Here is a 25027-nt window from a genome sequence, read left to right on the forward strand (position 1 = left end):
AGCCGTGAATTCTACTCGACGGGCGCTGTTTGAGAAACTCCAACAAACAGGCTTGCCAGTAACAACTGGTACGGGAGGGCAAACTCAGTACAATCGAACGAGAATGGGATTGCCAAAAACTCACTGGCTGGATGCTGCCTGTGTAGGTAAAGTAGAACAACTGGTGATACTGACAAGGCAACCATTACTGATAACCGCTAAAGGATGGGGCAACCGTCAAATGTGTACGCCCAATAAATACGGGTTTCCCGGCAAACACAGAACCAGGTGCAAGACTTTTTTTGGGTTTCAGACTGGAGATATGGTGATAGCAGTTTTGCCGATCGGGAAATTTGCAGGTACTCACGTTGGTAGGCTGGCAGTTAGAGAGAGTGGAGTCTTTGATTTGAGGACAGCTTGGGGAAAAATTAGCCCTGGTCCGCTAAATCGATGATTAGAGGCGTACCGATCGGCATTTGCTCTCACCACTTGTAGGGAAACCCTACTGCTGTGTCGTTGGAGGTGGGCGATCGACCTTGCGATCGATCGCCCGCACGACTTAAAACTTAAAATAGTGTGCAGAATAACGGACTTGTGCCAAAAGACAGACGAAAATATCGCTACCCCAACATAAACGCTTTGTCTATGCAGCCAATTCGCACATTTAACGTTTCCCCGTCTCTGCCGGCAATTCTCGAACCCCTACGCAAGCTTGCCTACAACTTGCACTGGGACTGGAACGTTGATACCAAAGACCTTTTCCGCCGGCTCGATCGAGATCTCTGGGATTCCAGCAATCAAAACCCGGTGCTGATGCTCGGAACCATTTCTCAAGAGCGACTGCAAGAAATGGCAGAAGATGAAGGCTTCATTGCTCAAATGAACCGAGCAGCCCAGCAGCTAGACGATTATCTCAAAAATCGGGCCTGGTACCGCAAACAGCGCGGCACCGATCGCCAGGAATGCTACGCTTACTTTTCGATGGAATTCGGCTTAGTTAAAGCCCTACCCATCTATTCCGGCGGTTTGGGCGTGCTCGCAGGCGACCACCTCAAATCTGCTAGCGACTTGGGCTTGCCCTTGGCTGGCGTAGGCTTGCTGTATCAAGAAGGCTATTTTTCGCAGTATCTCAACGCCGATGGCTGGCAGCAAGAACGCTATCCGCTGAACGATTTCTACAATATGCCGCTGCACCTAGAACGCAATCCCGACGGTTCGGAATTGCGGATTGAGGTGGACTATCCCGGCCGCAAGGTATACGCCCGGATTTGGCGGGTACAGGTGGGCACGGTGCCCCTGTACCTAATGGATACAAATATTGAACCTAACAGCCGCTACGACCAAGATATTACCGACCAACTCTACGGCGGTGACAAAACTCTGCGGATGCACCAAGAAATCATGTTGGGCATCGGCGGAGTGAAAATGCTCAAGGCTTTGGGCTTGACAGTTACGGCTTATCACATGAATGAAGGCCACGCGGCTTTCATGGCTTTGGAACGCATACGGATGCTGATGGAGGAACATCACCTGAGTTTCTTGGAAGCGGAACAGGTTGTGGTTTCGAGCAGTATGTTTACGACTCACACGCCTGTGCCTGCTGGGTTTGACTTGTTCGAGCCGGATATGGTGATGCACTATCTGGGTCAGTATCCCAAGATGTTTGGCTTGTCGCAAGATGAGTTCCTGGGATTGGGCCGGGAGAATACTAAAGATTTGTCTGGGCCTCTGAATATGGCAATTTTGGCAATTAAAATGTCGAGTTTTGTCAACGGGGTGGCGGCTTTGCACGGTGTGGTGTCGCGCCCGATGTTCCAAGGGTTATGGCCGGGTTTGCCTGAAGAAGAGGTGCCGATTACTTCGATTACCAACGGGGTTCACGCTCGCAGTTGTGTGGCGAAGTCTACTCAGGAGTTGTACGATCGCTATCTTGGCCCGGATTGGGAAATGACTCCCACGGACGATCGCCTGTGGGATAAGATAACTTCGATTCCTGATGAGGAACTGTGGCGCAATCACGAACGCTGTCGATCGGAGTTGGTGGTGTTTGCGCGGGAGTGGCTGCAAAAGACTCTGCGCGAGCGCGGGGCGGCTCAAACGGAAATTGAACACGCTCGGGAAGCTCTCGATCCGAAGGTGCTGACGATCGGGTTTGCACGCCGTTTTGCTACTTACAAGCGGGCGACGCTGTTTTTGCGCGATGTCGATCGCATTATGCGGATCATGCGTGACAAAAACCGCCCCGTGCAGTTTGTGATTGCTGGGAAAGCTCACCCGATGGATATTCCGGGTAAGGAATTGATTCGGGATATCGTTCATTTCATCCGCGAGCACGAAACTATCAGTTCGATGGTGTTTCTGCCGAATTACGACATTAACGTGGCTCGGATGATGGTGTCCGGTTGCGATGTGTGGCTGAATACGCCGCGCCGTCCCCGTGAGGCTTCTGGTACTTCCGGGATGAAAGCTTCGATGAATGGTTTGCCAAACCTCAGCATTCTTGACGGTTGGTGGGATGAGGCGGATTATGTTCGCACTGGTTGGCCGATCGGACATGGCGAGTTTTACGAAGATACTAAGTATCAGGATGAAGTCGAGGCGAATGCTTTGTACGACTTGATGGAAAAGGAAGTTGTACCGCTGTTTTACAACCGGGATGCTGATGGTATTCCCCGCGGTTGGACGGCGAAAATGAAGGATTCTATTGCTTTGAACTGTCCTTTCTTCAATACGGCTCGGATGGTGAAGGATTACGCGCGGCGGGCTTATTTCCCCGTGAGCGATCGCTATCACACGATGACTTCTGACGGATGCGCTCCGGCTAAGGAGTTGTCTCAGTGGAAGAAGCACCTTCTCGGGAAGTGGCACGACATTAAGATTGAGGCTGTTGATATTTCCCAGGATAAGGAAGTTAAGGTCAATCAGTCGATCGCTGTTAAATCTCGAATCAATCTGATGGGATTGACACCTGCGGACGTACAAGTCGAACTTTATCAAGGTTCGGTTGATGCTAACGGCGAGATTGTTGGTGGCGTGCCAATGGTAATGGAGTATTTGGGAGAAGATCCTCACAATGCTAGCCTTTATACGGCTGACATTACTTATACTTCTAGCGGTTTGCAAGGTTTGTCGCTGCGGGTTTTGCCGAAGCACGATAATCTCAGCAGTCCTTATGAAGTTGGTGTGATTCTCTGGGCACATTAAACAGTTGACAGTTGACAGTTGACAGTTGACATTTGTGATGGTCAATGCGCGATTGTGCTATTTTTCGGGAGCATCTCAGTTTTGCATTTACAGTGCGAGCTGTCGCGAGTTCGCGACAGCTCGCACTACCATAAAAAATGCTTCTTGCAAAACTGAGATACTCCCTCAGGTTCGTAGTGAGGACTTTAGTCCGCAGGGAGCATCTCTGTTTTGCATTTAATAGTGCGAGCTTAAGAGCTCGCGTATTATACGATACGCGAGCTCTTAAGCTCGCACTATAAGAAAAAATGCTTTTTACAAAAATGAGATGCTCCCTATTCTTATTGAAGTTGGGGAATGACTATGTAGCCGGTTGCGCGATCGCCCAAAACCAAATTCCGCTCGATTCCCCAGTACCACCAGTGAGCGCCGATATAAGCGCACAGCAAGGCATCTAGCTTGTCTTCCAAGGCTTTAAGGGTAGCGATACTGGTGGGGATATCGCTCACAGGCAAGATGCCTATGCCACAGTTCACAGGCAAGATGTCTGTGCCACAAGACAGATTGAGACTTGGTTCAAGGCTCGGTAAAATATCGATAATATACTGGCAGAGTTTCATCAATTCTAATTGACGCTCTGCCAGTTTTCCTTTTTTGTATTTGATGATTCTATCTAATTTAAATAAGTTGATTGTGGCTGGATGGGGAAAGACTTCTATTTGATATCTGCCTAGTTTCTTAGCTTCAATAGTTGGTGAGTGGACAAATCCTCGGGCTTCTAAACAAAGGCCAAATTCGACTGTTTTTTGGGCGAAGGGGCGAGAAAGATTGGCGGGATAGCAGCCTGCGTGGTAGCGCCCGAAGTGTTTGTGGGTGAGTTTGTCAGCGTCGCGCATTCCCGTTGGATTGGCGATGATTGTGGGTGCGTCTACGGCGATGATGGCTGGTTCGGTTGGGGAGATTTGGCGATCGATCCAGGTGAGGATGTCGTTGAGTGATTGTTGGCGATCGCACTCGATGAATTGCAATCGATTGTTTTCCCAATTCAAACAGCACAAACCGCTTGCTCCTGAACTCCAACCTAAGTCTATGCCGATAAATTTCATACTTGTTTAAATTAGTCCTGGACGCGCGCTGAGATTAGAAACCCGCTTTCCTCGTATATTTCTCGTTCCTGTCCGCAAAATCTCGTAGAAACCGGGTTTCTGACCCCCATGTGTCAGCCGTGATAATTATACATAAAAATCTAGCTGCGGATTAGGATACGGCAGTGCCGCTTTCCTACAGATGCTTGTGTGCGAGAGATAATTGCACCATCAAAAATATGATACAATGATAGATATAAAATTGGATAGGAGAAATATAGTATGTTGGCAGAAACAGAAAAACGCTACTATACTCCAGAGGAATATTTAGCTTTAGACGAAGCTGCGGAATACAAAAGCGAATATCTAGATGGAGAAATATTACCGATGACTGGTGGAACAGCTAATCACAATAAAATTGCGCTGAATTTTTGCCGCATATTTCCCTTGACTGTAAGCGGGCAAAATTACGAGATTTTTATCAATGATATGCGGTTGTGGATACCGCGTTATCGTCTGTACACTTATCCAGATGTGATGGTGATTCAGGGTGAACCGGTTTATCAGGGAACTAACACCACGACTGTGACAAATCCCTTGCTAATTGTTGAGGTTTTGTCGAAATCTACTAAAGATTATGACAGAGGGGAGAAGTTTCTTTATTATCGATCGATTCCTGAACTTCGGGAATATATTTTAATTGACCAATACAAATATCATGTCGAACAATTGACTAAGACTGCTGATGATAAATGGCTATTTACTGAGTATGAGTCAGAAGATTCTGTATTAGCAATGGACTCGGTTGAGTTCCAAATTAGCTTGACGGATATTTACGATCGCATAAATTTTGAAGTCGCAGCAGAATAGACTTGTTGCACAATCGTTTTGCAGCAAGGACTTCAGCCATCGATCTGCTGAATTCGGGCGATCGCACAAACTGCACTTAATTTTTCTCCGGCTTTTCATCGGATGGCGGGGGCTGTTTTTGTTTTTGACGTTCTCTCACAGCTTGTTCTAAAAGGAATGCTGATAAGCCGCTGATTGAGCGCCGTTCTTCATCTGCCCACTCTTGGAGTAGGTCGTAAATTCCTTCTGCTATTGAGGTTGATACACGTTTAGCCATTAGAAATTCAGTATTTTTTTATTTAGGGCGATCGTCATTGTCGAGTATTTTAGACGATTCTGTCGAATATGCAGCATTATGCTGCTTTTGCACAGCACTATGCGCCCGATCGCGCATGAATCAGCAATAAAAAACTTCAGTCCTCAGTTTGTTTGAGAGAGCGATCGATCGCCCAAACTCAACTTAACTCTTCTCCTGCTTCTCATCCGATGGCGGGGGCTGTTGTTTCATTTCCTTTTGACGTTCTCTGGCTGCTTGCTCCAAAATGAATGCTGACAAGCTGCTGACTGAACGGCGTTCTTGACTTGCCCACTCTTCAAGGATGTCATAGATTCCATCGGCTAAATAGGTCGCTAAGCGTTTGGTCATAAGATATTCACTATTTTTTAGTTTAAACCGATCGCAATTGTGCTGTATCTAGACCACTTTGTCGAATATAGCTCATTTAAAGCATTTATATGTGCTATATCCATGCTATAATCTCAACAAGTCAAAAGCCAGCGCTGAACTTTCGTCGGGCCCGCGCTGGCTGATGGCTCCCCACATACATAAGGAGACAATTACTATGGTAAAGCCTGTGAGCGACGTGAGTGAATATACTCGCGGCTATCAGCAAGCTTTGAATGATTTTGGCGTGACGCAACTGCTTTCGGGTATCCGCAGCTACTCTGATGACGATTTTGATGCCGATCGCGCGCAGTTGACTCAGCAGGAGTTGGAAAGCTTTGCGGTGTTTCTGATTCTGCGCGTCGGGGCGAATTTGAACGGAAGTGCGATCGCCCGTTATCTCAACACTCTCAGAAAAGCCGATTCTCCGATTGTGGGTGGCGATCGCAATTCTTGGGCGATCGTCCGAATTTTACCGAATGCTGAGCATTACACGGTTGCTCGTTTTGTCAACCGCTAAGATGCGGACGATCGGCGGAGGGCTTTGTGTCGGTTTATTCCGGGGGGTGTGTTTGAAGTTGTGATGTGCGATCGGGCTTAATCAATAAATACAGTTGAAGAGCGATCGGCTATCATAATACCTAGATACTGTAAAAAACGATGGCTGCCAAAGACCGATTTCATGATGCTGTTAAACAAGCTCTCTTGAAGGAGCAGTGGGTAATTACGGCAGATCCGCTGATCCTCAAGATAGATAAGGTGAAGTTTGAGATTGATTTAGCAGCAGAAAAAGTCTTTGCCGCTGAAAAAGCTGGACAAAAGATTGCAGTTGAAATCAAAAGTTTTTTGAATCCATCAGCGGTGACAGACTTTCATTCAGCGTTGGGACAGTTTTTGAACTACCGCTTAGGATTGCAAATGAACGAACCAGATAGAACTCTGTATCTGGCAATTCCTCTCGATATATTTGAATCCTTTTTTCAAGAAAGATTCACTCAGGAAGCCGTCAGACAGTATCAAGTGAAGTTAATCGTCTACGAACCAGTTCAGGAGGTAATCATTGAATGGAAAGAATAGAGGAGTACCGCCAATTTATCCGCCAGTTGCTAACCACTCATGCCACAGTCGATCCAAATTCAGAATTGGATGTTGAATGTCAGTTGGTGTTCGATACAGAACAAGATCATTACCAAATTTTAGACGTTGGCTGGGAGGGATACAAGCGGATTTATAACTGTTTCATTCACTTAGATATCAAGGATGGTAAAATCTGGATTCAACGCAATATGACAGAAGCCGATTTAGGACAAGAATTAGTTGAGATGGGAGTACCCAAAGAGGATATTATTTTAGGGTTGCATCCACCGTACAAGCGTCCATATACTGGCTATGGAGTTGCTTAATCCAATAGCCCAATCAGCTTAGTTTATTTTCTGTAAATTAATCCACCCTGCTTATTAATAGGGGCTAGGGGCGATCGATCGAGACTATTTTGGCATCCAATCAACCAGCCCCCAATTTATTTAGATGGTTTAGAAGGTTCGGGACTTACAATTAACAATTGATCCCCCGATTGACTTTGTTGAACAGCCATCACTGGCGGACGAGCTTGAGGGTCTTTTTGCTGTTCTGTTGTTAAAGCCGGAAACAGATAAATCCAGTTTCCTCTCTCCAAAAGTAACCGCCAAATTCTCGGTTCTTTGGGATTATTGATATCAGTATAATCTCTTTTGCTCAAATCTGCAAATAGACCTGCATCGCCGATCGCCTTAAATCCTTTGGGGGCTAATCGGAGTGTTGGATCGTCGAGTTTTCTGCCTAAAGCAATGTTGTCTTGCTTAGCGATTAAAGCAACGGCGGGTAAAGATGAATTTTCCCCCGCATCGCCTCGGGCATCGGCAATACCTTGGTAGCGAGCAGACCAAAACAACATTACTAATACCAAACTAACGATAATAATTTCGTTAACCAGCGATCGTACCAATTTAATCGAGTTAAATCGATTGATATTAAATTGCTGTCAAGACATCAGTGGGTGATAAAACCACGAAATTCTTGTTACACGAGCCGACGAAGAAAACCTTATAATTGTCCAATTGACTATAGCAGAAATTTTTCTATTTACAATATCAAATACCCACAAAGTGTGGTAAATTGCTAGAGCTGTTAGCAGAAGTGCGAGTAAACTTTTGAGTATCGTCCAGGGGTCAGCTAAAAAAACCTGAATCGGTACTATGAAAAACGATTCTACTGGTAAATCAAGGGTCATTACCTCTAGCTGAAAGTAGTAAAAATAAGACCAGCGATAAATCCAGCCTGTGAAAAACAAAGCTGTACCAAGCAAGCCAACAATACTGGCAAAGTTACCTAAAATATTCGGTTCTGGAGTCAGCGGGGAAGTCGGTTGGGGAGTAGGTTGAGGAGTCGGTTGGGGATTCGGCTGGGGATTCGGGGGATTCGGGGGAGTAGGTTGGGGAGTAGGTTGAGGAGTAGGTTGAGGAGTAGGTTGAGGAGTAGGTTGGGGAGAAGCGGTCACACAATCACCTTCACAAAATGGCGTTGCTTAATCAGGGTATGAAAAAAATAAGTTAAAAATCCCCAAGCTTTGTCGATACTGGTTTCTATGACTGGCATATTTAGCCTTTCATACCGTAGAGAGGTGAAATACAATTTTATAACGGTAGCGGAGTTAACGCTTACCATTGAAGGGGGTTTAGGGAGATTATGAAACGCAACACACTTTCATTTCTAGTTGTAGGATTTTTTACAGTAACAGCGGGTATGGCAGCACAAGTCAATGCCGCCAGCCAACCACAGAATTTGCTATCCATACAAGCACAAGCTAACGTTAGCCAGGCCGTACCAGTAACTTTACGGACGCAAGCGCAAATTGTGATGAAAGGAGGTGAAAAAAGAGATGGTCGAGTTGTAAAAATTGATCAGAAAGGGCAAAAATTATGGATACAGGCATCCGGGGAACAGCGATCTCTCCCCTTGAACCAAATTGAGAAAATCATGTTTCCCCAAAGTACGCCCCCGCCTAGGAGTAATCGGGGGCCTCGTTATCGGCATGGGATTTTGCCTCAAGCCAAAGCCATATGGAATGGCATTCCCATGAGTGCTTTTGAGATGAAAGATGCTATTAAAGGTCAAGCTGTGGTGAAATTGAGTTCGCCTGTCGTTGATCGGGCGCAATTGCAGTACATACGAAAAAACAAGCGATTTTTCGTTGATGAAATGCGATTTAATGTGCAGAAAAAGACTATGACAATTGTAGTGACTCCTTATTGAGTCCGTCGGGGGTCAGAAACCGGGTTTTTTACGAAAATATTTCGTTGTAGCCCGCAGATTCGATAAAAACCCGGTTTCTTTCGGTAGGAGTGCGTCCAGTTTTAGCTTGGGCTGAGGAACGAAACCCAACTTGTTCGATTTAGAGAGTTGGGTTTCGCGAAGCTCAAAATTTGGGCATGGACGAAAATACACTGCTGTTTGCTGACAGCCAATTCAATATTCGCGATGCCGCCTTATTAGGATTGCAAAACACCAGACTCCTCACCTTAAGCGCGTGTCAAACTGCTATGCAAGCAAATTCTAACGGTGAAGAAATATCGGGAGTTGCCTATGTATTTGAGCGTGCGGGTGCACGAGCTGTGATGGCGAGTTTGTGGAGTGTTGATGATGCAGCTACTAAAGATTTGATGGTTCAGTTTTATCAAAATATTAATAAGGGGATGAGTAAAAATGATGCTTTGCGGCAAGCTAAGTTGAGTCAGATTAGTCGCCATCCGTTTTATTGGTCGCCGTTTATTTTAATTGGTGATGCGCGGTAGTTGAAATTCGGCGATGGTTGAAATTGGGTTGAAACCTGGCGGTTGAAACCCGGCGGTTGGAAACCGCGTCTACACAAACAAAACCCGCCTTCGGGGGTTGAAGAGTAGACAGTTAAAATTACATGATCTTCAGTCCGCTTGGCATGGACATCGCATAAAATCTTATATAGCCTTTCTCAAAAAGATGGATGATGTATAACTGACAGCTTACATAACCCTTAAACTAAGAGGGCTAAAGCCCAACAACGTACCTCATCTTTCTGATAACCGTTATATTTGGCATCCAAAAAATGCGATCGCACAACGAATCGCCCAAACCGGCCCAACTAAATTTATACACCCAAGACGGCAAATACAACACAACGTATACGGTTTGCCACAATGCCTGAATCGATCGCACGCCCTACATTAGGAAGAGTAAAGAAAAGCAGTCCAAAGCTGTAGCAGTACAAGCCTCACCGATGCAACCGTCCCCCAACAGGTTCGGTAAATACACCTTCATCGCAAGGTCTAACCGCCCGCAGTATAGAGATAAGCACCCTATCGAAGACTGTTGTATTAAAGCAGAGCTGACTACCCGTAAACCGCGAAGTAGAATCGCAGTTCTGAATAACCAGACTATCACACAGATAGAAAACCAAAATTTTGTAGAGATTGGAGCCGGAACACCCCTATGGGAAAAGTAGTTGGAATTGACTTAGGTACGACAAACTCCTGCGTCGCAGTTATGGAAGGCGGCAAACCCACCGTCATAGCCAACGCCGAAGGGGGTCGCACCACACCTTCCGTAGTAGCATATGCTAAAAATGGCGATCAACTCGTCGGACAAATCGCCAAGCGTCAAGCCGTGATGAACGCCGAAAACACCTTTTACTCAGTAAAACGGTTTATCGGGCGTCGGGTTGACGAAGTAACCCACGAAACCACAGAAGTTTCCTACAAAGTCCTGAAAGTTGGGAACAGCCTCAAACTAGACTGTCCCGCCCGCGGCAAGCAATTTGCTCCCGAAGAAATTTCCGCGCAAGTGTTGCGTAAACTCGTAGAAGATGCCAGCAAATACCTCGGTGAAACTGTTACCCAAGCGGTAATTACCGTGCCCGCTTACTTCAACGATTCCCAGCGCCAAGCTACTAAAGACGCGGGAAAAATTGCCGGTATTGAAGTTCTGCGGATTATTAACGAACCTACAGCAGCAGCTTTAGCCTACGGATTAGATAAAAAGAGCAACGAAACCATCCTCGTATTTGACTTGGGTGGCGGTACTTTCGACGTATCGATTCTCGAAGTCGGCGACGGCGTATTTGAAGTGCTAGCAACTTCTGGAGACACTCACCTCGGTGGTGACGACTTCGACAAAAAAATTGTTGATTTCATCGCCGGAGAATTCCAAAGAGCCGAAGGAATTGACCTCCGCAAAGATAAACAAGCACTGCAACGCCTGACGGAAGCAGCCGAAAAAGCCAAGATTGAACTTTCGAGCGTTACCCAAGCAGAAATCAACTTGCCGTTTATTACCGCAACTCAAGACGGGCCAAAACACTTGGACACCACCTTGACTCGGGGCAAGTTTGAAGAGCTTTGTTCTGATTTGATCGATCGCTCTCGCATTCCCGTAGAAAACGCAATCCGCGACGCCAAACTCGACAAATCTGCAATTAATGAAGTTGTCTTGGTCGGCGGTTCTACACGCATCCCAGCCGTGCAAGAACTCGTCAAAAAAATCCTCGGCAAAGACCCCAACCAAACGGTAAACCCGGATGAAGTGGTCGCAGTCGGTGCCGCAATTCAAGCTGGCGTACTCGCAGGCGAAGTCAAAGACATCCTGTTGCTCGATGTTACCCCGCTGTCTCTCGGCGTGGAAACCTTGGGTGGCGTGATGACCAAAATCATTCCCCGCAACACCACAATTCCTACCAAGAAGTCGGAAACTTTCTCGACTGCTGTAGATGGCCAAACAAACGTGGAAATTCACGTTTTGCAAGGCGAACGGGAAATGGCAAACGATAACAAAGATTTGGGAACTTTCCGTTTAGATGGAGTTCCCCCAGCTCCCCGTGGCGTACCTCAAATTGAAGTTACATTTGATATCGATGCTAACGGTATTTTGAATGTAGCCGCTAAGGATAAAGGTACTGGTAAGGAACAATCTATCAGCATTACCGGTGCTTCTACTTTGCCTAGCAATGAAGTCGATCGCATGGTTCGGGAAGCCGAATCGAATGCGGCTGCTGACAAAGAACGTCGCGAACGGATCGATCGCAAAAACCAAGCCGATTCTCAAGCCTACCAAATCGAGAAGCAGTTGGCAGAATTGGGCGATAAAGTTCCTGCTGATGACAAAACCAAGATTGAAGGCTTGCTAAAAGACTTGCGGGCTGCGATCGAGAGTGAAGATGACGATCGTATCAAAACCTTAACAACAGAGTTGCAGCAAGCATTCTACGCAGTCAGCAGCAACCTTTACCAGCAAGCAGGCGGCCCCACTGACGGCCCTGGTGGCCCTGGAGACGGCGGCCCGACTGGCGGCGGCGACGACGTGATTGACGCCGACTTCACCGAAGGCAACAAATAGTAGGCTAAACTAACAGCCAGCAGCTAGAAGCAAGAAACCCGGTTTTGAATAGAGACCGGGTTTCTCTGTATGATAAAAGTTAACACCTTCATGATTCGGCGATTGAAATCGCTTCTACAAAAACGAAGTCCGCCTCCGCGGACTAAGAAATAAAGTCAGGAGTAATCTAAATGTCTCGTCCTCCTATACAAAATTCCTCCGCAAACACTCCCAACAAATCTCAGGCTGCATCCTTGCGCCGACTCCGCCGCATCAGTCATTTACTAGACAATGCAATTCCGATTCCCGGCACAAAATACCGCATCGGACTCGATCCAATATTAGGATTGATACCGGGTGGCGGCGATTTAGTTGGTTCAATTTTTGCAGGTTATGTTGTTTTCAAATCCGCTCAAATGGGAGTGCCACAAGAGACTTTAGTAAAGATGGCGGCTAACATCGTATTTGATACAGTTGCTGGCACTGTACCAGTTGCCGGAGACTTGTTAGATGTTGCTTGGAAAGCTAATATCAAAAATATCGAATTGCTGGATGCTCATTTAGGTTCGCCTGAACCGGCTGGAAAAAAAGCTGATTGGTTGTTTGTGGTGGCTTTGCTGTTGGGTTTGACGTTGATTGTTGGTAGTGTAATTTTCTTGAGCGTGATGTTTTTTGGGTGGGTGTTTAAAGCTTTGACTGGCGGTTGATGTTGAGTTTTGGGGTAGGGAAACAGCATTGCTGTGTCCTTTTTAGGACTTCGCACGGGGTTCAGAAACCGAGTTTTTTCCGAGCATACTCATTGCAGTCCCAGATATGGTCAAAAACCCGGTTTCTTCGTAGCAGCGCGTTAGTTATGTCTGAATTTCTGAATAATTTTAGGGTAAAAGTAAGAGACTTGCGATCGCGGGCAACAACTTACTGCAAGCTTCGACCAATGTTGCCGCACTCGGTAAACTAGCAATAGTGCCTTTCAAAATTTTCATTGCTGTTTTCCCCGCTTTTTTCATTGTGCCTTCTTGGGGATTTTGCCCTACTTCTGCCAAAGCTTTTACCTGTTCCAAGGCTTCGGCTTTATCATCATCAGATAAATTAGTTTCAGCTTCGATCGCAGTTTGTAACTCAGTCAATAATTCTTTGATTCCCGGTTCATCTGGTTTAGCAGAATCAGATAATTGATTAATTGTATTGGCAACAGTACCGCTGATATCACCTAAACTTAAGGCTCCTGCACCGCTAGCATTAACGGTTCCACCTGTAATTTGTATGTTACGACTTTGGTCGATTGGGTCACTCATAGCTTTACTCTCCGATATAGATTTAGCTTTATTAGTAATCTTAACATTAACTGGTCGGTTAGCCAACAATTTTAGAAGTTCATTTAGCTCCGAACTTTTCTGACGGTAAAACGCTATTTCTCTATCTTTAGCTTGCAGTTCGGATTTGTGCTTGGCTTCTAAATCTTTGATAATTTGCTCGTATGCCTGGATGATTCGAGTAAGACTTTCGTCATTGTGCATGATTTGGCTCAGAGTTCATGCTTACTTTTCCTCCTGAATAATATTAATCGATAGCGGTTGTTTAGCTAACATCAAATTGAGTTCTCTCAGTTCAGCTATTTGTTCGCGACACCAGGCGATTTCCTCCTCTTTGTATTTTAATTCGGCTTTGTATTTGTCGGCGATCGCCCTTAGTGACTCTACATCCTCTAATTCGGCGATCGAGTCATCTTCTTGACTGGGATTATCAAGTTCTGTTAAACTTTCGGAAACTGCTTCGGAAATAGCTATTTCTTGACGGTACATGGCAATTTCGCAATCTTTGGCTCGTAATTCCGCTTGATATTTATCTTCAATAGCCTTTAATAGCAGTTCGTAGTTTTGCTTTAAATCGTGATAAATTATAGCTTGCTTCTCATCTGTCAGAGTATTGACAAAGATGGCAATTACTCCCTTTTCTGAATTTTCTATATTCTGGATTGATAATTCTGTGTTTTCATTTACAATCGCAGCTTGCAATTGCAGCAGTAATTCTTTGAATTCCGGTTTTTCTGAACTTACTGATACGCTCATAGTTTTGGTTTCCGCTGTTACCAGAGTTTGACTAAGATTATAGCATTACTCACTTTGTCAGGAAGGGCGATCGGCTCGATCGGGCAATGGCTCGATCGTGTTAGCTGTTGTACCGTCATTATCTCCTAGACTTAACGATCCGGCACCAGCAGCGTTAACGGTGCCGCCGGAAATTTCAATTTTACGGCTTTGGTCATAACTTTGATACATAGATTGAATCTCTGCTATGGCTTTAAATTCAACATTAATAGGTTGATCGGCTAACTTATTAATCGTTAGCCACATATCTGCACTTTGCTGGCGATATATAACAATTTGGTCATCTTTACCTTTTAATTCTGCTTTATATTTTTCTTCTACAGCTTTAAGTTCTCGTTGATAATTTTGCGTAAATTCACTATGAATCTTTTCCTTATTCGTATCGGGAGGAACGCTAACTTTGATAACGAAAACTCCATCGCCTTTATTTTCAATACCCTGGATAGTGAGTTCAGTCTCTTCATTGTCTAATTGCACTTGTGTGAAAGCAGTGATAAAGACTTTCCAGTCAACGCCATTACGAAAAATCAGGTCAACGGTATTCAAAACCTCCTCAAACAGTTTGGTAAATTCTCCGGGTGCAAATTCGCCACTGTTCGGGCGACGTTCGCGATCGTCAGTTCCCGGTTTAGGATATTCTAGAAGATAAACAAACCGACAGTCAACGCGATCGAGCTTTGTATTACCGTCAATGTTCCAAGCTTCCAAACAAGCACCTGTAAAACTAGCTGCTGTAAAATTTGTTGCCAAGGCTTGAGTTTCAGTGAGGTTTGCCCATTCCAAATTAGCTTGATGCAAAGTTGCTTCGCTGAGGTTAGCCTGCTTGAGATTAGCCTCGTTGAGATTAACGCCTATCAAGTTTGCGCCTTGAAGATTCGCACCAACATAGGATTTTTTGTAGCCATTGCCAGTGACGAGTAATTCTCGGACGCGGGTATCAGCTAATATCGATTTACCGACTCGCGCGCGATCGAGTTTTTCTGTATTTCGGAAGCAAGTGCGAGTGAGATTAGCTGTTCTAAAATCTGTACTTTTGAGAGTTGCTTCAGTGAAATTGGCATCAGTTAAATCGGCATTACGAAAAGTAGTACCTTTCACAGTTGCATACTCAATTGCTATACTTTTTAGCCACGAAAATCTGTTATCATCAGCTAAAGCTCGCTTGCTAATATAACCTGATATAAAAGTAACAGCGTAAATGCCAACCAAAGCCCCAACGACACTAATAGCTCTTGCTATTGCAAACGCCTTAACAAAAGCTACAAGTATTAGTGCGATCAAACTTCCAAATAAAGTCGCGATCACACCTAAAGCAAAAGTATCAGATACAACTCCAGCAAAAGTTAAAGCCAAAGCCAAAGAAAACTCTACAGCAAAAACCAAAGTTAATAATAAACCCAGACTTACAGGTCCAGCTACTTCTAATGATAAGCCAAAGGAAAACGTTAAAATTACAACAAAAACAAAAGCTATAACTAGGAAAAATTCAAAAGCAGACTTGAATCCGTGGGGGATAATAATCATCAAGAAAATAACAGTAACTATTGAAAAAATTATCCCTGGGTAACTCAGAAATTTTTGATAGTTTTCGGACAAAAAAGCTCCTACAAAAGCACCGCCTATTGCCCCGACACATCCCGCTGCTGCTGCGATAAGTAATGCGATTATTAGCAGTGGAATTTGCCATCGCTGTTGCAGTCCAGCTTTGGCACCAGTGAAGTCAGCTTCTCTGAGGATGGCATTGGTGAAGTTTGCACCTCGGATGTCTGCACCGATGAATTTTGCACCTGTGAGGTTTTGACCTTTGAAGTTGCGGCCTCGGAGATTTTTACCGGAGAAGTCTTGGGGCATGATTTCACGCAGGGAGATAGTAGTTATTTTTTCATTGCGATGCTGTGGCGATCGCCCTGACAAAAATTTTACGGAATTGGATAAAAATCTAGCACAAGGCAGGGATAGTTACAACCACTGACTTAGATACTTCTATTCATAACTAATGTAAGTTCCTAAAAATTCCAGTTGATTCATCATTTCCTCAGCAGACTTGCTACCAATCAAATTCAACAAACCGCGCAACTGTTCGCCTACAGAGTAACTTTGTCGCGGTGCAACAATAATTCCTGAATGACTCCCGCCTACTGCGAGCAAGTTCCCGTGCAACCGACAGAAATCTCGACTATTAAAAGTATAAATGACTCGACCTTGCTCTGTTGCCCATATCAGTTGTTCTTCATCTATACGCCCTAAATTATTGGCATCTGAGACAGTCACCACATCAACCCCATTCTCTCGCAGGGCTTGCACGAATGCTTTTCTAAGCGTATCCTCATCCAAATACAAACGAATCAGGCTCATTAAAGATTCCCCGCCCTATGTTCGGATTCCAAAAGCTGATATTCAGCTAATTCTGCGGCTAAATCTGCCTCAATTTCATTGCGGTTAGCGTGATAGTAAGATAAGGCTGCATAGACTTGCGCCAAATTTAAATAGCGAATCTCTTCGAGTATTTCTTCTACACTCATTCCTTGTTTATTCCAAACGGCAATTTGAGCAATAGAAATTCTGGTTCCCGCAATTCGGGGCCGCCCTCCACAGGTTTCAGGCGTACTGACAACCAGCGTGCCAATGTCGATCGCAGTTGTTGACATAGTTACCTCTTAAGCAAAACTCAAACAAGCCAAAATATCCTGTTGCGTGAGATAGGGAAAATCATCTAGGATTTCTTCATAACTCATCCCAGATGCAAGATATTCCAACACGTCATAAACCGTAATTCTCATGCCCCGAATACAGGGCTTACCACCACGCTTTCCCGGTTCGATCGTAATTATCTTAGCGATGTCTTGTTCTGACATGGCACTTTTCCTTTACCTTATTTTCTCAATTCTAGCTTAACAAAGGGATAAAGCGCTCCTAACGTTTGGTAGTTTCCAGCATTTTATTAGTTCCTTTAGTTTCCTAATTCACTTTAACTCAATCCCCCCACAGCCAGCACTCGCATCAAGTCCCATCAGGGCCGTACCCGGAGTCTTTTTGAGTATCTTTTCGCCGATCGCCCCCCGCCATGCAATAATGAGATAACTTGCACAAAAACTCTATCAGTAGTGTCAGCCTTGCCGCCTTACTACTACAGATAGCGTCTTCAATCTCAATTCGTGCAAATTCCCAATTAAACCGGCTGTCGCTCTACACAAATTTCTCCTAATGGCTGAAGTCCCCCAATCTCCCACAGAACTCGCCGAAGCCCTCAGAGGCTTGACAGATATCAATTTCCAATTACCAGATCCCGAAGACGAACAAATACCAGACTTCGATTTTGACAATCAGGTTGACAACGCCTGGAAAGTGTGCGATCGTTTCGACTTACAAACCGACATCTGGCGCGGACAAATTCTCCGCACAGTCAGAGATAGAGAAAAAAAAGGCGGCGACGGACGCGGTACCGGCTTCTTGAATTGGCTAAAAGAAAGAGAAATCAGCAAAAGTCAAGCCTATTCTTTAATCGAATTAGCTAAAAGTGCCGATACTCTCATCGAACAAGGAGATTTAGACCCAGAATCCATTAGAAACTTCAGCAAAAGAGCCTTTGTCGAAACTGCCAAAGCATCTCCAGAAGTACAGCAAATGGTAACAGATGCCGCCGGAAAGGGCGATCGCATTACCCGCCGCGAAGTCAAACAACTATCCGACGAATGGATGGCAATGAACTCCGATTTATTGCCAGAAGAAGTCAAAGAAAAAGCATCTAGCGGTTCTCTTCCTTCCCGCTATCTGGCTCCTTTAGTCAAGGAAATGGAGAAACTCTCCCCATCTCACCAAAGCGAAATTCAAAAAGAAGTAGCAGAAAATCCAGATGTAGATACAGTCAAACAGCTAACTTCTGACGCCAAGAATTTATCGAAATATCTCGATGCCGCCGCCCAAGTCCAAGCTCTGAACCAGTCTCACCTAGACATGGAAATGGCTTTGGAAGAATCTTTGCGAGTCGGCTGTTTGGGAACTACCGCCGATGTTGTCAAACAAGCCGCCTTGCTAGAACAAACTGTAGTCAAACTCTACACTGTTTGGAAGCGTTTAGGAAGTTTGGCAGATAGATTGTACGTGGATACAGGAGCAAGCACACCAAATTTGCGCTTACTTTTGGGATGTTTGGACAGTCTTTCCGGAGAAAAGATTGAAGTGGATTTCGGAGACGGAGAACGCTCGATTCGCTTGCAAATTATTAGCGAATAGCTCAACCTTGACCTGGGTTCGTAGTGAGGACTTTAGTCCTCTCCAAATGCGGACTAAAGTCCTCACTACGAACCAAGTCTGCGTCAATCCCTGTTTATCTGCGGTGAAAATTTCTGATTTTGTTCCAAAGATAGCGGGGATTCAAATAACGCCGATATTTCGTAACTACTTCTTTTCCCAAAATTACCACGCTCAGCCAAAAACACACTTCGGCTAGCACAGCTAAAACAACATCTATTTGCGTTTTTTCGGCGATGCTCAGTGGTAGGAATGGTACAATAAACAAGATTGCCAGCCAGGGCAAAAAAGATGCAATAAATAAAAACCAACCCAGCTTTTGCAAATTCTGCATAGATTTCATTTATTGGATAATTATAGATCGGGCCGCGGTTAAAACCGCGCATACACAAAGGAAGTCCGAGCGAGGGTGTAAAGAAAATAACGTAATTTTAATTGCTCACTCTTCAACCCACGGAGGTGGGTTTTGTTTGTATAGACGCGGTTTCAACCGCCCGGTCTTCTTCGGCCCACCAACTCAATTCTTAATCCCCGTCGCCGCAATCCCGCGAATAAACTGCCGCTGGCCCGCCAAAAACAGCAACACCACCGGCACAGTCCCAATTACCACCGCCGCCATCAACAACGGCCAACTGCTAGTAAACTGTTCCTGAAACTGGGTTAAAACCAACTGCACAGTCCGCAACTCTGGTCGCGTTGTAAACACCAGCGGTTTAAACAAATCATTCCACTCGCCGATAAAGGTAAACAAAAACAGCGTCACCAAAGCAGGGCGCGCTAAAGGCAGCATCACCTGCCACAACACCTGCCAGCGGTTAGCCCCATCTAGCATTGCCGCCTCCTCCAACTCCACCGGAATTGTCAGAAAATACTGGCGCAGCAGAAAAATTCCGAAACCGTTAACCGCCGTCGGCAAAATCAGCGCCCCGTAAGTATTCAGCAAATGGCCCCACTTCAAAACCATGAATATTGGAATCACCAAAAGCTGAAACGGAATCACTAGCGTCGCCAAAACCACCAAAACTAGGGCCTGTCGCCCGCGAAACTTCAGCCTGGCCAAAGCATAACCCGCTAAAGCAGAAGTCACTACCTGAAAAGCAGTAACTGCGATCGCCACTAGAGTAGAATTAAGAAATGCCAACAAAAAATTACCCCGGCGCCAAGCCTCCTGATAGTTCCCAAAAGTCAGACCTGTGGCCTTGACACCGACACCAGATGGTGATAAAGAAACCCAAAAAACAGCAGCCAGCGGCAGCAGCACCAGCGCCGCCCCCACCAGCAACAAAATAAAACTCAGCAGTTCCAGTGATTGAGACCTGTCCCACGATTTACCCATAAACTTGTGAATTAACCTAAAATAATAAGCTTGTGAGGCTCTCAAACCCGATCGCCTTCCAGATTCCCACACAACCGTAAATTTTTAGTCAAAAATAGGTAAAGTGTAGTGCACGTGACCCCAAAATTCAAAGGGGTTTCCAAACATCCTACAAGGTTATATAAGGAGACGACATATCTATGCCCCAGCTTGAGGCCAGCCCAACAATTGACTTTCAAACCGAAACTTACAAAGATGCTTACAGCCGCATCAACGCCATTGTGATTGAAGGCGAACAAGAAGCTCATGACAATTACCTGCAACTGGCAGAAATGTTGGCTGACAAAAAAAGTGAGTTAATTGGCTTGTCCAAGATGGAGAACCGCCACATGAAAGGCTTCCAAGCTTGTGGCAAGAATCTCAAAGTCACGCCTGACATGGTATTTGCCAAGGAGTTCTTTTCGGATTTGCACAGCAACTTCCAAACGGCATCCGCCGAAGGTAAGGTTGTAACTTGCTTGCTGATTCAATCACTCATTATCGAGTGTTTTGCGATCGCAGCCTACAACATCTACATTCCCGTCGCCGATGACTTTGCCCGCAAAATCACCGAAGGCGTCGTCAAAGAAGAATACAGCCACCTCAACTTTGGGGAAGTCTGGCTGCAAGCTCACTTTGAAGAATCCAAAGCTGAACTCGAAGCCGCCAACCGCCAAAACCTGCCCATCATCTGGAGGCTGCTAAACGCTGTCGCAGACGATGCTAGCGTTTTGGGAATGGAAAAAGATGCTTTAATTGAAGACTTCATGATTGCCTACGGCGAAGCCCTGGGTAACATAGGGTTTAACAACCGCGACATCATGCGGATGTCAGCACAAGGCCTCGCAGCCTAATCAATTTGGAAATAAGGAATGGGATAAAAATTAAAAATTAAAACCTTTTAATTTTCCCTTCTTCCTTCTGCATTACAAGGTCTTGTACCCCAATCAAGTTGGAAATAAAGAACGGGAACTAAATTAAAAAAAATTAATTTTCCCTTCTGACTTCTGACAACTGATAACTGATAACTGACAACTAACAACTGTCAACTGTCAACTGTCAACTGACATCTTTCTTCTTCCTTCATTTGACAACTTAATGTTTGGTCTAATCGGTCACTTAACCAGCTTAGAACACGCCCAATCAGTAGCTAACGAGCTGGGCTATCCAGAATATGCCGATCAAGGGCTCGATTTTTGGTGCAGCGCACCGCCCCAGATAGTCGATCATATCACTGTCACTAGCATTACCGGGCAAAAAATAGAAGGCCGCTATGTGGAGTCGTGTTTTCTACCAGAAATGCTAGCCACTCGCCGGATCAAAGCAGCCACTCGCAAAATCATTAACGCGATGGCACACGCTCAAAAAAACGGGATTAATATCACTGCTTTAGGCGGCTTTTCTTCGATCATTTTTGAAACCTTCAACTTGCAGCAAATTAAGCAAATCCGCAATCTAAAGTTGGAGTTTGAACGCTTCACCACTGGTAACACCCACACGGCTTACATCCTCTGCCGCCAAGTAGAAGAAGCAGCCCCCAAATTGGGGATTGAACTTTCAAAAGCTACTGTGGCGGTTTGTGGTGCTACTGGAGATATTGGCAGTGCTGTCTGCCGCTGGCTGAATGTTAAAACTAATGTAGCAGAATTGTTGCTCATTGCCCGCGACAAAGAACGATTGCAAGATTTGCAATCGGAATTGGGACGAGGCAAAATCATGGATTTGGAAGAAGCTCTCCCCCAAGCGGATATTGTAGTCTGGGTAGCCAGTATGCCAAAGGGAGTAGAAATTGACCCGAAGACATTGAAGCAACCCTGTTTGTTGATTGACGGTGGTTATCCGAAAAATCTGGCAACTCAGGTTCAGCATCCCGAAATTTACGTACTCAATGGCGGGATTGTGGAGCATTCCCTCGATATTGAGTGGAAGATTATGAAGATTGTGAATATGGATGTGCCGGGCCGGCAGTTATTTGCCTGTTTTGCCGAATCCATGCTGCTGGAATTTGAAAAGTTGTACACCAATTTTTCTTGGGGACGGAATCAAATTACGGTAGAAAAGATGGAGCAAATCGGAGAAATTTCCGTCAAGCACGGTTTCCGACCTTTGATGTCATTTTGATGTGATTGATTAAGGGTTATTGGTTATTGAGGAAATTTTTTCTGATAATAACCAGTAACTTTTTTTTTGAGGGAGTTAAGAGTTGAGATTGTGTTCGATCGCACGACTCGAAGAAAAGTTTTTGGCAGTCAGGACAAAGAGTGCGGATCGGTCAAAAATATACAGCTAACGGTTATTTAACCAGACATGATATAGTGGTCTATCGCTCAACTTATTCAAGAGATTGAGCTGAGATCAAATTGTCCCCGCAGTTTTTGATGGTCATGACTTCGATGATTTTTTTGCCCATTGTCTCGGAGATGTCGAGAGCTTGGGAAAGTTCAACTAAGAAATCTTTTTCCTCGGTTGTGAAAACTCCATCTACCAAGACCAAATCTGTGGCAATTGCAAAAGCTGTTTCTCGAAGCTGAGCATTCAATGCGTTTTTAGCTGCGGCAAATACTTCGGCCGGAGTGTACAGACTGCTCAATTTCAGAACTTTCTTAAATAGTTCTTGGAAGTGTTCGCCAGAATAAGAGCCGAACAAGCGAATGTGATTGGCGGCAAGGGTTTGTCTTTCGGCTTCGGATATTTCACCGTCGGCGGCAACAGCTAAGACTGAAATAGCTGTCAAAGCTTCCGACGGACTGAGTTCGATCGCACTTGTATCGCTTTTTGCGCTTTGGAACAATTCAGCAGGGTTAGGTCTTTTGTGGCTGTGGGCAGGCATAGGGGGGGTGGTTCAGTTGACAGTTGACAGTTGACAGTTGACAGTTAACAGCTACCTGGAAGCAAGAGGATTGGATTAATGAATAGTCTGATTTTAATTTCTCCCTACAAGGGTTTCGGCTTTAAACCAATTCTTTCTGGTAAAACTCTGGGATTAAGCAAAAATAGTGTAACAAAAAACGAGGCTCAAGCCTCAGGTTTTCAACTCTGGCTACGAAGAAAAACATAATTCAAAATTCAAAACTTCCCAAGAACCCTCTTTTTCAGTGTCAACTGACAAGGTAGGATCGGGAAACAGTCGATCGACTTTCACCTTAAAAACCCTATAGAAATTATCAGCGTGGCAAACCCCGACCGCAAACCATTACTCCTAGATTTTGAAAAGCCTCTGGCCGAACTCGAAACCCGAATTCACCAGATTCGCGAACTCGCCGCAGAAAACAGCGTCGATGTCACCGACGAAATTCGCAAACTCGAAGCTCGTTCCGCCCAACTGCGACAAGAAATTTTCAGCAGCTTGTCCCCTATGCAGCGGCTGCAACTCGCCCGTCACCCGCGCCGCCCCAGCACCCTCGACTACATTCAGGCAATTAGCGACGAGTGGATCGAGCTCCACGGCGATCGGCGCGGGGGAGACGACCCCGCCCTCGTCGGCGGAATTGCCCGCATAGACGGGCGCCCTACAGTCATCATCGGCCATCAAAAAGGACGCGACACCAAAGACAATATCGCCCGCAACTTCGGGATGGCAGCTCCCGGCGGCTACCGCAAAGCCCTGCGGTTGATGGAACACGCCGATCGCTTCGGTATGCCAATTTTCACCTTTATCGATACTCCGGGGGCTTGGGCTGGCTTAGAAGCCGAACAGCTCGGACAGGGAGAGGCGATCGCCTGCAACCTCCGAGAAATGTTTCGCCTCGACGTTCCGATTATTTGCACTGTCATCGGCGAAGGCGGTTCCGGGGGCGCATTGGGCATCGGCGTCGGCGAGCGGCTGTTAATGTTAGAACATTCCGTGTATACCGTAGCCACCCCCGAAGCTTGTGCGGCCATCCTCTGGAAAGACTCCGGTAAAGCCAACTTAGCCGCCGAAGCCCTCAAAATTACTTCCTGGGATTTGAAAAACCTCGGCGTTCTGGATCAGATAGTACCCGAACCCGTTGGTGGCGCGCACTCCAATCCCCTGAAAGCTGCGGCTATGCTCAAAGGAGCTTTGTTGGAAAACTTAGCAGAACTGACACAGCTCACCGGCCAGCAGCGACGCGATCTCCGGTATCAAAAATTCCGCGACATCGGTGTGTTCACTGAAAAGGTTGCTTGAGCCGACGAATTCATAGTTATTAGTTATGAGTTAAAAATCTCTTAACTTCAAACTCATAACTCACAACTCACCATTCTGCGAATCTGTCAGCAGTGTTATAATTTTTCAGATGACATCGGCTTAACAGTTCTTAATGTTAATTTCATAATTAACTGTGTTCACCCGTGGCAAACAGCTTTCTAATTTGCCGAAGAAGGCTGTAACGCTTGAGAGAGTTGCCGAGCGAAAGTATCAGGAAATTTAATGAACGATCGAACAACAAAGCAGGCTCTGATTACCGGAGCCAGCAGCGGTATTGGCAAAGCAACTGCTCTAGGGTTCGCTGCCGTTGGCATAAATCTGGCCTTAGTTAGCCGAGAGTCAGAAAACCTAGAAGCCGTTGCCACAGCAGCCCGAGAATTCGGAGTGAAAGCAGAAGCTTATCCCTTAGACTTGGCAAAAATTGAGCAAGTGCAAAGCGGCATCAGCGAGATCGCAGCTCAATTCGGCCCCGTAGATATCCTGGTCAACAGCGCTGGCATGGGCTACACCGGCTCATTGACCGAAACGCCCCTAGCCGACTGGCAGAACGTTCTAGACCTGAATCTTACTAGCGTTTGGCAGTGTATTTTAGGAATTTTGCCGGGAATGCGCGATCGGCGATCGGGAATCATCATCAACGTTTCCTCGATCGCAGGCACCCAAACCTTCCCCAACTGGGGAGCCTACTGCGTCAGCAAATTCGGTCTCATGGCTTTATCCAAGACATTAGCCGCAGAAGAACGGGCTGGCGGAATTCGCGTCACAGCCATCTGTCCGGGTTCTGTCAACACTCCCATGTGGGACACAGAGAGCGTCCAAGCCGATTTCGATCGCAGCGCGATGTTAACTCCAGAAATCGTCGCCCAATCAATCCTGCACGCAGTTCAGTTACCGACAAGTGCAGTCATTGAAGAAATCACGCTCATGTCCAACGCCGGAGTTTTGTGAACTTGAGATTGTAGAAAGCTGGATTTTTATCGAATTCAACAATCTTTAAATCTC

The 25027-nt window shown here is 45.6% G+C and carries 28 protein-coding genes and 1 pseudogene; 15 read left to right on the forward strand and 14 right to left on the reverse strand.

The features are described from left to right. Nucleotides 1-433, forward strand: a pseudogene (locus JGK07_RS24805) (HNH endonuclease); the annotation flags it as partial. 191 nt (nucleotides 434-624) lie between these two features. Then, nucleotides 625-3183: an alpha-glucan family phosphorylase gene (glgP, locus tag JGK07_RS24810; RefSeq protein ID WP_293198453.1), complete on the forward strand. Its 2559-nt coding sequence runs from the start codon at nucleotides 625-627 to the stop codon at nucleotides 3181-3183. A gap of 320 nt (nucleotides 3184-3503) precedes the next feature. On the opposite strand, the gene JGK07_RS24815 is transcribed toward glgP, so the two are convergent. Further along, entirely contained in the window at nucleotides 3504-4268 is a 765-nt protein-coding gene (locus tag JGK07_RS24815; RefSeq protein WP_293193144.1) for a DUF429 domain-containing protein, read from the reverse strand. Between the two features lie 261 nt (nucleotides 4269-4529). Between JGK07_RS24815 and JGK07_RS24820 the strand changes: the two genes are divergently transcribed. Then, nucleotides 4530-5117, forward strand: a complete 588-nt coding sequence (locus JGK07_RS24820) for a Uma2 family endonuclease (protein WP_293182098.1) — start codon at nucleotides 4530-4532, stop codon at nucleotides 5115-5117. Between the two features lie 76 nt (nucleotides 5118-5193). Here the strand turns inward: JGK07_RS24820 and JGK07_RS24825 are convergent, their stop codons facing one another. Both JGK07_RS24825 and JGK07_RS24830 read right to left on the reverse strand, forming a co-directional pair. Continuing rightward, the gene (locus tag JGK07_RS24825) at nucleotides 5194-5373 is read right to left on the reverse strand and encodes a hypothetical protein (RefSeq protein ID WP_293182100.1); all 180 of its coding nucleotides are present in this window, start codon (nucleotides 5371-5373) and stop codon (nucleotides 5194-5196) included. A 183-nt stretch (nucleotides 5374-5556) separates the two neighbouring features. Next, nucleotides 5557-5742, reverse strand: coding sequence for a hypothetical protein (locus JGK07_RS24830; protein WP_293182102.1), 186 nt, complete (start codon nucleotides 5740-5742; stop codon nucleotides 5557-5559). Nucleotides 5743-5938: 196 nt separating this feature from the next. Here JGK07_RS24830 and JGK07_RS24835 point away from each other — a divergent pair, with 196 nt between their 5' ends. The 3 genes from JGK07_RS24835 to JGK07_RS24845 all read left to right on the forward strand — a co-directional run bounded on the left by JGK07_RS24835 (nucleotide 5939) and on the right by JGK07_RS24845 (nucleotide 7163). Continuing rightward, nucleotides 5939-6280, forward strand: a complete 342-nt coding sequence (locus JGK07_RS24835) for a hypothetical protein (RefSeq protein ID WP_293182104.1) — start codon at nucleotides 5939-5941, stop codon at nucleotides 6278-6280. Nucleotides 6281-6420: 140 nt separating this feature from the next. Further along, the gene (locus JGK07_RS24840) at nucleotides 6421-6837 is read left to right on the forward strand and encodes a XisH family protein (RefSeq protein WP_293182106.1); all 417 of its coding nucleotides are present in this window, start codon (nucleotides 6421-6423) and stop codon (nucleotides 6835-6837) included. After that, nucleotides 6825-7163, forward strand: a complete 339-nt coding sequence (locus JGK07_RS24845) for a XisI protein (RefSeq protein ID WP_293182108.1) — start codon at nucleotides 6825-6827, stop codon at nucleotides 7161-7163. The genes JGK07_RS24840 and JGK07_RS24845 overlap by 13 nt, the downstream gene beginning before the upstream one ends. A gap of 116 nt (nucleotides 7164-7279) precedes the next feature. On the opposite strand, the gene JGK07_RS24850 is transcribed toward JGK07_RS24845, so the two are convergent. Both JGK07_RS24850 and JGK07_RS24855 read right to left on the reverse strand, forming a co-directional pair. Then, nucleotides 7280-7744, reverse strand: a complete 465-nt coding sequence (locus tag JGK07_RS24850) for a hypothetical protein (protein ID WP_293182110.1) — start codon at nucleotides 7742-7744, stop codon at nucleotides 7280-7282. 36 nt (nucleotides 7745-7780) lie between these two features. Next, nucleotides 7781-8296: a hypothetical protein gene (locus tag JGK07_RS24855; RefSeq protein ID WP_293198437.1), complete on the reverse strand. Its 516-nt coding sequence runs from the start codon at nucleotides 8294-8296 to the stop codon at nucleotides 7781-7783. 188 nt (nucleotides 8297-8484) lie between these two features. On the opposite strand from JGK07_RS24855, the gene JGK07_RS24860 reads away from it, so the two are divergent. The 4 genes from JGK07_RS24860 (at nucleotide 8485) to JGK07_RS24875 (ending at nucleotide 12848) form a co-directional block, all read left to right on the forward strand. Beyond that, nucleotides 8485-9051: a hypothetical protein gene (locus JGK07_RS24860; RefSeq protein ID WP_293182114.1), complete on the forward strand. Its 567-nt coding sequence runs from the start codon at nucleotides 8485-8487 to the stop codon at nucleotides 9049-9051. Between the two features lie 176 nt (nucleotides 9052-9227). Next, nucleotides 9228-9590, forward strand: a complete 363-nt coding sequence (locus JGK07_RS24865; RefSeq protein WP_293182116.1) for a CHAT domain-containing protein — start codon at nucleotides 9228-9230, stop codon at nucleotides 9588-9590. Nucleotides 9591-10263: 673 nt separating this feature from the next. After that, nucleotides 10264-12162 (forward strand): molecular chaperone DnaK, encoded by a 1899-nt coding sequence (dnaK, locus tag JGK07_RS24870; RefSeq protein ID WP_293182118.1) that lies wholly within the window; start codon nucleotides 10264-10266, stop codon nucleotides 12160-12162. Between the two features lie 170 nt (nucleotides 12163-12332). Beyond that, nucleotides 12333-12848: a DUF4112 domain-containing protein gene (locus JGK07_RS24875; RefSeq protein WP_293182120.1), complete on the forward strand. Its 516-nt coding sequence runs from the start codon at nucleotides 12333-12335 to the stop codon at nucleotides 12846-12848. 168 nt (nucleotides 12849-13016) lie between these two features. Here the strand turns inward: JGK07_RS24875 and JGK07_RS24880 are convergent, their stop codons facing one another. From JGK07_RS24880 to JGK07_RS24905, 6 genes are all read right to left on the reverse strand, one after another. Then, on the reverse strand, nucleotides 13017-13658 hold the full coding sequence (locus JGK07_RS24880; RefSeq protein ID WP_293182122.1) for a hypothetical protein: 642 nt from the start codon (nucleotides 13656-13658) through the stop codon (nucleotides 13017-13019). 21 nt (nucleotides 13659-13679) lie between these two features. Next, nucleotides 13680-14210: a hypothetical protein gene (locus tag JGK07_RS24885; protein WP_293182124.1), complete on the reverse strand. Its 531-nt coding sequence runs from the start codon at nucleotides 14208-14210 to the stop codon at nucleotides 13680-13682. A gap of 57 nt (nucleotides 14211-14267) precedes the next feature. Continuing rightward, nucleotides 14268-16100: a pentapeptide repeat-containing protein gene (locus tag JGK07_RS24890; protein ID WP_293225211.1), complete on the reverse strand. Its 1833-nt coding sequence runs from the start codon at nucleotides 16098-16100 to the stop codon at nucleotides 14268-14270. A 132-nt stretch (nucleotides 16101-16232) separates the two neighbouring features. Further along, nucleotides 16233-16604 (reverse strand): DUF5615 family PIN-like protein, encoded by a 372-nt coding sequence (locus JGK07_RS24895; protein ID WP_293193153.1) that lies wholly within the window; start codon nucleotides 16602-16604, stop codon nucleotides 16233-16235. Next, a complete protein-coding gene (locus JGK07_RS24900) occupies nucleotides 16604-16897 on the reverse strand; it encodes a DUF433 domain-containing protein (RefSeq protein WP_293182128.1) in 294 nt (97 codons plus the stop codon). Before JGK07_RS24900 ends, JGK07_RS24895 begins: the two co-directional genes overlap by 1 nt. Before the next feature lie 9 nt (nucleotides 16898-16906). Continuing rightward, the gene (locus JGK07_RS24905; RefSeq protein ID WP_293182130.1) at nucleotides 16907-17104 is read right to left on the reverse strand and encodes a DUF433 domain-containing protein; all 198 of its coding nucleotides are present in this window, start codon (nucleotides 17102-17104) and stop codon (nucleotides 16907-16909) included. A gap of 349 nt (nucleotides 17105-17453) precedes the next feature. On the opposite strand from JGK07_RS24905, the gene JGK07_RS24910 reads away from it, so the two are divergent. Continuing rightward, nucleotides 17454-18482 (forward strand): hypothetical protein, encoded by a 1029-nt coding sequence (locus JGK07_RS24910; protein WP_293142578.1) that lies wholly within the window; start codon nucleotides 17454-17456, stop codon nucleotides 18480-18482. Between the two features lie 94 nt (nucleotides 18483-18576). Here JGK07_RS24910 and JGK07_RS24915 read toward each other — a convergent pair whose 3' ends face one another. Continuing rightward, a complete protein-coding gene (locus JGK07_RS24915; RefSeq protein WP_293182132.1) occupies nucleotides 18577-18834 on the reverse strand; it encodes a transporter suffix domain-containing protein in 258 nt (85 codons plus the stop codon). Nucleotides 18835-19017: 183 nt separating this feature from the next. After that, a complete protein-coding gene (locus tag JGK07_RS24920; protein WP_293182219.1) occupies nucleotides 19018-19836 on the reverse strand; it encodes a carbohydrate ABC transporter permease in 819 nt (272 codons plus the stop codon). A 179-nt stretch (nucleotides 19837-20015) separates the two neighbouring features. On the opposite strand from JGK07_RS24920, the gene JGK07_RS24925 reads away from it, so the two are divergent. Both JGK07_RS24925 and JGK07_RS24930 read left to right on the forward strand, forming a co-directional pair. Continuing rightward, a complete protein-coding gene (locus tag JGK07_RS24925) occupies nucleotides 20016-20708 on the forward strand; it encodes an aldehyde oxygenase (deformylating) (RefSeq protein ID WP_293182134.1) in 693 nt (230 codons plus the stop codon). 244 nt (nucleotides 20709-20952) lie between these two features. After that, the gene (locus JGK07_RS24930; protein ID WP_293132515.1) at nucleotides 20953-21975 is read left to right on the forward strand and encodes a long-chain acyl-[acyl-carrier-protein] reductase; all 1023 of its coding nucleotides are present in this window, start codon (nucleotides 20953-20955) and stop codon (nucleotides 21973-21975) included. Between the two features lie 211 nt (nucleotides 21976-22186). On the opposite strand, the gene JGK07_RS24935 is transcribed toward JGK07_RS24930, so the two are convergent. After that, the gene (locus JGK07_RS24935) at nucleotides 22187-22684 is read right to left on the reverse strand and encodes a tellurite resistance TerB family protein (protein WP_293182135.1); all 498 of its coding nucleotides are present in this window, start codon (nucleotides 22682-22684) and stop codon (nucleotides 22187-22189) included. 339 nt (nucleotides 22685-23023) lie between these two features. Here JGK07_RS24935 and accA point away from each other — a divergent pair, with 339 nt between their 5' ends. Beyond that, the gene (gene accA / locus JGK07_RS24940) at nucleotides 23024-24004 is read left to right on the forward strand and encodes an acetyl-CoA carboxylase carboxyl transferase subunit alpha (protein ID WP_293182137.1); all 981 of its coding nucleotides are present in this window, start codon (nucleotides 23024-23026) and stop codon (nucleotides 24002-24004) included. Between the two features lie 243 nt (nucleotides 24005-24247). Next, complete coding sequence (locus JGK07_RS24945) at nucleotides 24248-24973, forward strand: SDR family oxidoreductase (protein WP_293182139.1); 726 nt, start codon at nucleotides 24248-24250, stop codon at nucleotides 24971-24973. The last annotated feature ends 54 nt before the right edge of the window (nucleotides 24974-25027 follow it).

Origin of the sequence: Microcoleus sp. PH2017_24_DOB_U_A, assembly GCF_020738205.1 — a bacterium.
GTDB lineage: Bacteria > Cyanobacteriota > Cyanobacteriia > Cyanobacteriales > Microcoleaceae > Microcoleus.

What these genes read in the sequence shown, in the direction of transcription:
- glgP (WP_293198453.1), top strand. Translation starts at nt 625, where the DNA reads ATGCAGCCAATTCGCACATTTAACGTTTCCCCGTCTCTGCCGGCAATT.
- JGK07_RS24815 (WP_293193144.1), bottom strand. Translation starts at nt 4,268, where the DNA reads ATGAAATTTATCGGCATAGACTTAGGTTGGAGTTCAGGAGCAAGCGGT.
- JGK07_RS24820 (WP_293182098.1), top strand. Translation starts at nt 4,530, where the DNA reads ATGTTGGCAGAAACAGAAAAACGCTACTATACTCCAGAGGAATATTTA.
- JGK07_RS24825 (WP_293182100.1), bottom strand. Translation starts at nt 5,373, where the DNA reads ATGGCTAAACGTGTATCAACCTCAATAGCAGAAGGAATTTACGACCTA.
- JGK07_RS24830 (WP_293182102.1), bottom strand. Translation starts at nt 5,742, where the DNA reads ATGACCAAACGCTTAGCGACCTATTTAGCCGATGGAATCTATGACATC.
- JGK07_RS24835 (WP_293182104.1), top strand. Translation starts at nt 5,939, where the DNA reads ATGGTAAAGCCTGTGAGCGACGTGAGTGAATATACTCGCGGCTATCAG.
- JGK07_RS24840 (WP_293182106.1), top strand. Translation starts at nt 6,421, where the DNA reads ATGGCTGCCAAAGACCGATTTCATGATGCTGTTAAACAAGCTCTCTTG.
- JGK07_RS24845 (WP_293182108.1), top strand. Translation starts at nt 6,825, where the DNA reads ATGGAAAGAATAGAGGAGTACCGCCAATTTATCCGCCAGTTGCTAACC.
- JGK07_RS24860 (WP_293182114.1), top strand. Translation starts at nt 8,485, where the DNA reads ATGAAACGCAACACACTTTCATTTCTAGTTGTAGGATTTTTTACAGTA.
- JGK07_RS24865 (WP_293182116.1), top strand. Translation starts at nt 9,228, where the DNA reads ATGGACGAAAATACACTGCTGTTTGCTGACAGCCAATTCAATATTCGC.
- dnaK (WP_293182118.1), top strand. Translation starts at nt 10,264, where the DNA reads ATGGGAAAAGTAGTTGGAATTGACTTAGGTACGACAAACTCCTGCGTC.
- JGK07_RS24875 (WP_293182120.1), top strand. Translation starts at nt 12,333, where the DNA reads ATGTCTCGTCCTCCTATACAAAATTCCTCCGCAAACACTCCCAACAAA.
- JGK07_RS24880 (WP_293182122.1), bottom strand. Translation starts at nt 13,658, where the DNA reads ATGCACAATGACGAAAGTCTTACTCGAATCATCCAGGCATACGAGCAA.
- JGK07_RS24885 (WP_293182124.1), bottom strand. Translation starts at nt 14,210, where the DNA reads ATGAGCGTATCAGTAAGTTCAGAAAAACCGGAATTCAAAGAATTACTG.
- JGK07_RS24890 (WP_293225211.1), bottom strand. Translation starts at nt 16,100, where the DNA reads ATGCCCCAAGACTTCTCCGGTAAAAATCTCCGAGGCCGCAACTTCAAA.
- JGK07_RS24895 (WP_293193153.1), bottom strand. Translation starts at nt 16,604, where the DNA reads ATGAGCCTGATTCGTTTGTATTTGGATGAGGATACGCTTAGAAAAGCA.
- JGK07_RS24900 (WP_293182128.1), bottom strand. Translation starts at nt 16,897, where the DNA reads ATGTCAACAACTGCGATCGACATTGGCACGCTGGTTGTCAGTACGCCT.
- JGK07_RS24905 (WP_293182130.1), bottom strand. Translation starts at nt 17,104, where the DNA reads ATGTCAGAACAAGACATCGCTAAGATAATTACGATCGAACCGGGAAAG.
- JGK07_RS24910 (WP_293142578.1), top strand. Translation starts at nt 17,454, where the DNA reads ATGGCTGAAGTCCCCCAATCTCCCACAGAACTCGCCGAAGCCCTCAGA.
- JGK07_RS24915 (WP_293182132.1), bottom strand. Translation starts at nt 18,834, where the DNA reads ATGCAGAATTTGCAAAAGCTGGGTTGGTTTTTATTTATTGCATCTTTT.
- JGK07_RS24920 (WP_293182219.1), bottom strand. Translation starts at nt 19,836, where the DNA reads ATGGGTAAATCGTGGGACAGGTCTCAATCACTGGAACTGCTGAGTTTT.
- JGK07_RS24925 (WP_293182134.1), top strand. Translation starts at nt 20,016, where the DNA reads ATGCCCCAGCTTGAGGCCAGCCCAACAATTGACTTTCAAACCGAAACT.
- JGK07_RS24930 (WP_293132515.1), top strand. Translation starts at nt 20,953, where the DNA reads ATGTTTGGTCTAATCGGTCACTTAACCAGCTTAGAACACGCCCAATCA.
- JGK07_RS24935 (WP_293182135.1), bottom strand. Translation starts at nt 22,684, where the DNA reads ATGCCTGCCCACAGCCACAAAAGACCTAACCCTGCTGAATTGTTCCAA.
- JGK07_RS24945 (WP_293182139.1), top strand. Translation starts at nt 24,248, where the DNA reads ATGAACGATCGAACAACAAAGCAGGCTCTGATTACCGGAGCCAGCAGC.